At 33.3% G+C, this 7,294-nt stretch carries 6 protein-coding genes and 1 pseudogene; 4 read left to right on the plus strand and 3 right to left on the minus strand.

The features are described 5' to 3' along the window. Window positions 1–181: 181 nt before the first annotated feature. On the minus strand, window positions 182–520 hold the full coding sequence (locus ACJ5GX_RS06265) for an outer membrane protein assembly factor BamE (RefSeq protein ID WP_007302809.1): 339 nt from the start codon (window positions 518–520) through the stop codon (window positions 182–184). Between the two features lie 129 nt (window positions 521–649). On the opposite strand from ACJ5GX_RS06265, the gene ACJ5GX_RS06270 reads away from it, so the two are divergent. Together ACJ5GX_RS06270 and ACJ5GX_RS06275 are read left to right on the plus strand one after the other, a co-directional pair. Then, the gene (locus ACJ5GX_RS06270; RefSeq protein ID WP_052264911.1) at window positions 650–1,639 is read left to right on the plus strand and encodes a ribonucleotide-diphosphate reductase subunit beta; all 990 of its coding nucleotides are present in this window, start codon (window positions 650–652) and stop codon (window positions 1,637–1,639) included. Window positions 1,640–1,714: 75 nt separating this feature from the next. Further along, a pseudogene (locus ACJ5GX_RS06275) lies at window positions 1,715–2,380 on the plus strand (IS6 family transposase). Between the two features lie 756 nt (window positions 2,381–3,136). Here the strand turns inward: ACJ5GX_RS06275 and ACJ5GX_RS06280 are convergent. Both ACJ5GX_RS06280 and ygfZ read right to left on the minus strand, forming a co-directional pair. Continuing rightward, window positions 3,137–3,955: a hypothetical protein gene (locus tag ACJ5GX_RS06280; protein WP_230609121.1), complete on the minus strand. Its 819-nt coding sequence runs from the start codon at window positions 3,953–3,955 to the stop codon at window positions 3,137–3,139. Window positions 3,956–4,082: 127 nt separating this feature from the next. Beyond that, complete coding sequence (gene ygfZ / locus ACJ5GX_RS06285; RefSeq protein WP_006012580.1) at window positions 4,083–4,880, minus strand: CAF17-like 4Fe-4S cluster assembly/insertion protein YgfZ; 798 nt, start codon at window positions 4,878–4,880, stop codon at window positions 4,083–4,085. A gap of 112 nt (window positions 4,881–4,992) precedes the next feature. Between ygfZ and ACJ5GX_RS06290 the strand changes: the two genes are divergently transcribed. Further along, window positions 4,993–5,283 carry a co-chaperone GroES gene (locus ACJ5GX_RS06290; protein WP_007302813.1) on the plus strand — a complete coding sequence of 97 codons (291 nt, stop codon included), beginning with the start codon at window positions 4,993–4,995 and terminating at the stop codon, window positions 5,281–5,283. A gap of 89 nt (window positions 5,284–5,372) precedes the next feature. Continuing rightward, window positions 5,373–7,031: a chaperonin GroEL gene (gene groL / locus ACJ5GX_RS06295; RefSeq protein ID WP_007302814.1), complete on the plus strand. Its 1,659-nt coding sequence runs from the start codon at window positions 5,373–5,375 to the stop codon at window positions 7,029–7,031. The last annotated feature ends 263 nt before the right edge of the window (window positions 7,032–7,294 follow it).

Here is a 7,294-nt window from a genome sequence, read left to right on the forward strand (position 1 = left end):
CATAAAATTTCTTGAAAGTCTTGCTGAATATTTTTCAGGTGGAGGTGGAGAAGATATGCCATCAGAAGGAATGGGTATGGACTACGGTGATGAGGGGCATCATCCGGATGATTATCCCCACTCTAACAATGAAATAGCTCAAAGTGCTGATACTTGTAATGAAAAATAGATCAGCAAATTTTCAATCAACAACAGCTAAAGACCTTTCTGCAACGTTGATTTCTCTTATATCTGTAACTTCGTCATTCTGATTAAACGAAATTTGCAGAGACTTACTACTGTACTTCCTTTTTCCCAAGAAGTTAGCTTGTTTAATTTTATATGAGACATAGTACCAAACATTTTCGTCGAACTTTGATACTAGTGTTGGCGATCCTAAAGTATGAACCACTTTTTCTCTATCATCACCTACTTGTATTTTGCTCCACAGTTCAATATTAATGCCAGGAACTCCGTGATTGTGAATAGTGTGAGTGCAGCTCACTGTAAATAATAAAATAAAAGATATTAATACTCGCATTTCGTCAATTAATTATTTGAAATCATAATACACTGATAAACTATCTGTCGTCAAATTTCAAAAAAGTTAAATTGACTGATTCTCAATATCATTTAATATAATATTTACTTCAAAATAATTAGGTACCTTATGTCATTGCTAGAAGCAGATCCAATATACAAGCCTTTTAATTATCCTTGGGCATATGATGCATGGTTGCAGCAACAAAGGATACACTGGATACCTGAAGAAGTTCCGCTTGCTGATGATGTGAAAGATTGGAAAACTAAACTTTCGAATGTAGAGAAAAATTTATTGACCCAGATTTTTAGGTTTTTTACTCAAGCAGATATTGAAGTAAATAACTGCTATATGAGGCATTATTCAAATATATTTAAGCCAACAGAAATATGTATGATGCTTGCAAGCTTTTCCAATATGGAGACTATACACATTGCAGCCTATTCATACCTTCTAGATACGATTGGCATGCCAGAAAATGAATATCAAGCATTCTTAAAATATGATGCTATGAGAAAGAAGTATGAATATATGTTAGAATTTGAGGAAAGTAAAAAGCAAGATAAAAAACATGTTGCTAAAACTTTAGCAGTATTTGGTGCCTTCACTGAAGGATTGCAGTTATTTGCATCATTTGCAATTTTGCTCAATTTTCAACGGTTTGGAAAAATGAAAGGTATGGGGCAAATAATTGCTTGGTCAGCACGTGACGAAACCTTGCACACCAATTCAATTATCAATTTGTTCAATACGTTTATTAAAGAGAATAATGAAATTTGGAATGACGAGTTCAAAGAAGAATTATATTCTGCATGTCACACTATTGTTGAACTTGAAGATGAATTTATAAGTCTTGCTTTTGATTTAGGAGATGTTGAAGGGCTATCTGCAGAGGAAGTGCGCAATTATATACGTTACATAGCAAACAGAAGGTTAACGCAATTAGGTCTTAAATCTATATATAATGTTAAAGATAACCCTATTCCGTGGCTTGATGAAATACTAAATGGCGTGGAACATACAAATTTCTTTGAAAATAGAGTAACAGAGTATAGTCGTGCAGCAACTCAAGGCACTTGGGAGGAAGCTTTTGCTAAAAACGATACAAAAAGTGAATAGCAGTAACTTCGGTTCTGTCGCATTTGTAGGGAAGTAGAAAAAAGAATGATATAATTGTCTAAAAATAAAGCAAAGATGTTTCGTATCAATAAAAAATTATTGCCATCCTTCAAAGGATTTAGCTTTTCAGCGATGTTATCTGTATACATGAAATGTCGATTCTCTTTGAGCTATCGAGATTTGGAAGAAATTATGAGTATAAGGGGAGCAAAAATTGACCATGCTACGTTACAAAGTGGGTTATCACCACTGATAGATTAGGCAGTAAGGAAAAGAAAGAAGCAGGTTGGTAGTAGTTGGAGAGACCTACATTAAATTAAACGGTAAATGGGTTTATTTATATAGAGCACTATTGGTAATACTGTAGACTTCCTCTTGTGTGTTAGTAGAGACAAGTCTGCAGCACTTGCATTCTTTCGTAAAGCCTTCAGGAGTAACTATCTTCCTGAGAAAATTGTCATTGATAAAAGCGGCAGTAATACTGCTGCTCTTGATGATTTGAATGCAGAAATTTCTGAAGATTATAGAATCACAGTTCTTCAAATAAAATATCTAAATAATATTGTTGAGAGGTTTATCAAGAAGCGAATAAAGCCTATGCTTAGTTTTAAAAATTTTCATTCCGCAAAGATTACTATTACAGGTATAGAAAATATTCGCATGATTCAGAAAAAACAAATTATCGGAGCTAATGACAATGTTTCTACTTTTGAGAATTTTGCTATGTTAATGGCTCTATAACTCCTATAATCCCAGCTTTAATGATCTTCTTTTCTATGGTTTATAGATGCAACAGAACCAGATAGGTTGCTGTGTAAAAATTTGGGAAATGTTTTTGTTAGTATTAAAAATTACATAATGTGTATTATGGAAAATATAAGAAACACAAGCTTTCAGCAAGAGAAAATGCAATTTTTGCTCTTCTCAAACAGCATAAAAAAGTGCCTGTTGAACCTCCAGATTAATGCTCAAAAATGTTCAATTGATACTTTAAAAGTATTACTTTAAAAATACCTAAAGTATCACTTCAAAAGCACTTAAAAATTTTATCTTTTAGGAAAAATTTTCCAAGACTACCCCCTTATTGGCTTTTGTTAGAAAAATATTAAAACTATAACCAAATATGTAATCTTTTATATGATTGTATTAGCTTAGCTCCCTTAATGGTTGTTTCTTTTTTTTTTTTAAATATTAAAATAAATATAACTTTTCAGAGTTATCCACAGTTTTTTTATTCTCAATTATATATTAGTATTTGGAGATCATATTTATTATAGATCTCCAAAGTACTCAGAAATGTAAAATTATATACTCTACTAGGTTATCAACTTAGTTATTAACAATTCTGTGAATAACTTAAACAAGAAAAAGGGGCTTTTGTGCGAGTTTATGGTTATACATATCGTAAAACAAGGTATCTAAAATCCTGTTAATAGATACTTCAAAAAATTTGGAGAAAAGGAAGAAGCTTCTTCCTTTTTTTACTTAACTACACTGTTACACGCCTGGACTTGCATAAATTTCTTCTGATAGTAGATCAACATTATCTACATTCCCACTAGGCTTTGATATTTTATATGTAATACCACCAGCAACAAGTCCAGTGAGTACAGCAGCAGCTACAGCTATGCCAATTAAAGCCAATATTGGTAATGAAGCACCAGCAGCAAAAAGTCCACCACCAACTGCTAATCCAGCTATAACACTGCAAATAGCACCAGCAACAATTGCTTTACTAGTTGGGCTAAATAGCTTATTTTCAACATTTGGATTTATTTTATCCGTACTGCTTTCAGCTTTCACTCTATTTTCAATAAGGTCTCCAATTGAGGTTATCAATTTCTCAAGATTTTTTTTTTGCTGTACACATTTTTCATTTATCAATTCTCTCTCTATAGCATCTTTAATTTCTTCAAGCTCACCTTTTTTTAAAGAATCGAAAAATTCTTCTTTAAAAGCTTCTAGAACATTATTTAAAACTTTTGATGGATATTGGCGACTAGGATCTGTAATATATTCAATCAGTGAAATAGATTCCATCTTACCTTGATTTTTAGAAGATAAAATCTTTGCTCTTACAACTTCTTTAAGCAAAACTAGTTCTTTCGCACGCTTCAAAACTGCTTTAAGATAGTCTACACGAGTTGCTTCATAAGTTCCAATTATTGACTCCTGAGTTTTTTCATTAGTTTCACTAAAAATAGTAAGAAAATCTTCTTTTGATACTCTTCCTAAAAGTTCACCAATATCTCCATTATCTCTAAATCTTTTATATAATTCTTGAAATGATTCTTTCTGTTTTTCTGTTAATGGCATATCAAACTCTCCTATTAAAAATAATAATATACTTTAATTATGATATATTTAAATAATAAAGTCAAGAATTTAACTAGTATTGCAAACACTTAAACAAGAAAAAGGGGCTTTTACTCGAATAGATATTTTATAACGTCTTAATGCTAACTCCACCGACATATAAATTTGCGTGGCTTTTTCCAGTATTAAGCAATGCAAGTCCAATATTGTCGACACTAGAGCGTAGTTCTCCTACTTCTTCATTATGTTCACTGATTACTTTAGTGCCAATATTTGGAAGTGCATTTTTTCCCTCAACAAGGTAAAGTTTCCTTCTGAATTTTTCTTGTCTGCTCATTCGATTTACAACTTCCTGACCTATATAGCACCCTTTATTAAAGCTTATACCATTTATCTTATCGATTAAATATTGCAGCGGAAATGATGAATTTTGCACCATATCTTTTGCTCCATCTGGGACAAGGTTTTTAATTCTAACTTTTTCATACTGAATAAAATCTCCAACCGGTTCTTTTATTTCATCTTCATGTATGATCCTCATTCCTAGCAGCTTGTGCCTTGGATCTTGAAAAATAACTTGTGACTTACTACTACACTTCGCCAACTTAGCATCAAACAAAACTCCAACCTTATATAGTGAACTAATGTCTTTAATCCTCACTCTAAGGTAAGTTTTGAGCAAGTCTAATTTTTCAATTATTTGCTGTAGATGGGCATTTTCACACTCCAAATAAATATATTTATCATGCTCAATGAGGAAAAAATCGTACAGATATTTTCCCTGAGGGTTGAGTAATAAAGAGTAAATTGCCTGCTGGCTACTTAGTTTATTAATATCATTTGTTATAACACCCTGAAGAAAATCTCTCGTATCTGGTCCGTATAAAGATATTAGACTACGGTTTGCTAGCGGTATGTAACCCATAAAACTTCTGTTCAAATCTTAATTATACACTTTTACTAACTCCAACCCTTGAAATGTAACCTTTAGATGACTACATAGAATTGTAGGTTAATCTATTAATGAGGAAACATAAATGTCAAGTGTAAATTTGAATGTATTAGATGATAACGTGCTAATAAAGCCTATTACTGAAGAAAAACAAGGTGGAATTGTACTACCATCAAGTGCTGAAAAGAAGCCTACTAAAGGTGAAGTTATAGCAATTGGTAGTGGTTCACGCAACTCAAGCGGAGAGCGTATAGCTTTAACTGTAAAAACTGGTGATAAGGTTTTCTACAGGCAGTGGGCTGGCACAGAAGTAGAGCATGACAATGAAAAGTATGTCGTGATGAAGGAGTCAGACCTACTTGCTGTTATCAAGTAGGTATCCCTATTTTACTAAACTAATGCGCTATATAGTGCATTATGTATTTTAATATTCTAAATTTTTTATTAATTTAAGGAGTGATAAAAATGGCTAACATAGTAGTATCAGGCGAACAGTTGCAAGAAGCCTTTCGTGAAGTTGCAGCAATGGTTGACTCAACGGTGGGAGCAACTGCAGGGCCTAGGGGAAATACAATAGGAATTAGCAAGCCATATGGTGGACCAGAGGTCACAAAGGATGGCTATAAGGTAATGAAAGGTATAAAGCCTGAAAAACCATTACACTCTGCGATAGTAAGCACCATTGCTCAAAGTGCTTCTCAGTGTAATGACAAAGTTGGTGATGGTACCACAACATGCTCAATACTGACTAGCAATATGATAATGGAAGCTTCAAAGTCAATTGCAGCTGGAAATGATCGTATTTGTATCAAAAATGGAATACAGAAGGCAAAAGATGTGATATTAAAGGAAATTACATCAATGTCTCGCACAATTTCTTTAGAGAAAATGGATGAAGTTGCACAAGTTGCAATAATTTCTGCAAATGGTGATAAAGATATTGGTAATAGCATTGCTGATGCTGTTAAAAAGGTTGGAAAAGAAGGCGTCATCACTGTTGAAGAGAGTAAGGGTTCAAAAGAATTAGAAGTTGAACTTACAACTGGTATGCAGTTTGACCGTGGTTATCTCTCTCCATACTTTGTTACAAATAATGAAAAGATGAGCGTGGAGCTTGATGATCCATATTTGCTGATTACAGAAAAAAAACTTAATATTATTCAACCTTTACTTCCTATTCTTGAGGCTATTTTTAAGTCTGGTAAACCTTTGTTTATCATTGCAGAAGATGTTGAAGGTGAAGCATTAAGCACTTTAGTGATCAACAAATTACGTGGTCTAAAAGTTGCTGCAGTAAAAGCTCCAGGTTTTGGTGATAGGAGAAAGGAGATGCTCGAAGATATAGCAGCTTTAACAGGTGCTAAGTATGTCATAAAAGATGAGCTTGGAATCAAGATGGAAGATTTGACTCTTGAAGATCTTGGTACTGCTAAAAATGTTAAAATCACTAAAGACAATACCACAATTGTTAGTGAAGACAGCGACTGTGACAAACAAAACAGAGTAAATGCTAGAATTAACCAGATTAAATCTCAGATTGAAACTTCAACCTCTGATTATGACAAAGAAAAGCTAAGAGAGCGTTTAGCAAAACTATCAGGCGGCGTTGCTGTACTCAAAGTTGGTGGAGCAACTGAAGTAGAGGTAAAAGAACGTAGAGATAGAGTAGAAGATGCACTTCATGCAACAAGAGCTGCAATTGAAGAAGGGATAGTTCCAGGTGGAGGAGTTGCACTTCTTTACGCTGCATCTGCTCTTGATAAGCTAAAAGCTTCAAGCGATGAAGAGCAAATAGGTATCAACATTGTCAAAAAAGTTCTCAGTGCTCCAATCAAAAGATTGGTTAAAAATGCTGGTCTTGAATCTGCTGTTATAATTGACTATTTGATTAAGCAGAATGATAAAGAGCTTATATACAACGTTGAGGCTATGAACTACGCTAATGCATCAACAGCTGGTGTAATTGATCCGGCAAAAGTAGTTCGTATTGCTTTTGAAACGGCAGTGTCTGTAGCAAGCGCACTTATTACTACTGAATCTATGATAGTTGATCTACCAAACAAAGAAGAAAATGCTTCATCACCTATGGGTGCAGGAGCAATGGGCGGAATGGGTGGATTCTAAGTAAACAAGAGCCTTGGAGCAACTTGCTCCAAGGTATCTTTCTAGTTCTAAAAAGTCTTACATTTATAAAGGAAATAAATTTGTGATTTTCTATGCAAAGCCACTACTATTTATATTTGTTACGTCTCTTTAATATTATAACTGCTTAAAAATAAAAAAATAATATATGAAAGTTATAATATTAAAGAGACGTAACAAATATAAATAGTAGTGGCTTTGCATAGAAAATCACAAATTTATTTCCTGTATAAATGTAAGACTTT

It is taken from the genome of Wolbachia endosymbiont of Tuta absoluta, from assembly GCF_059414725.1.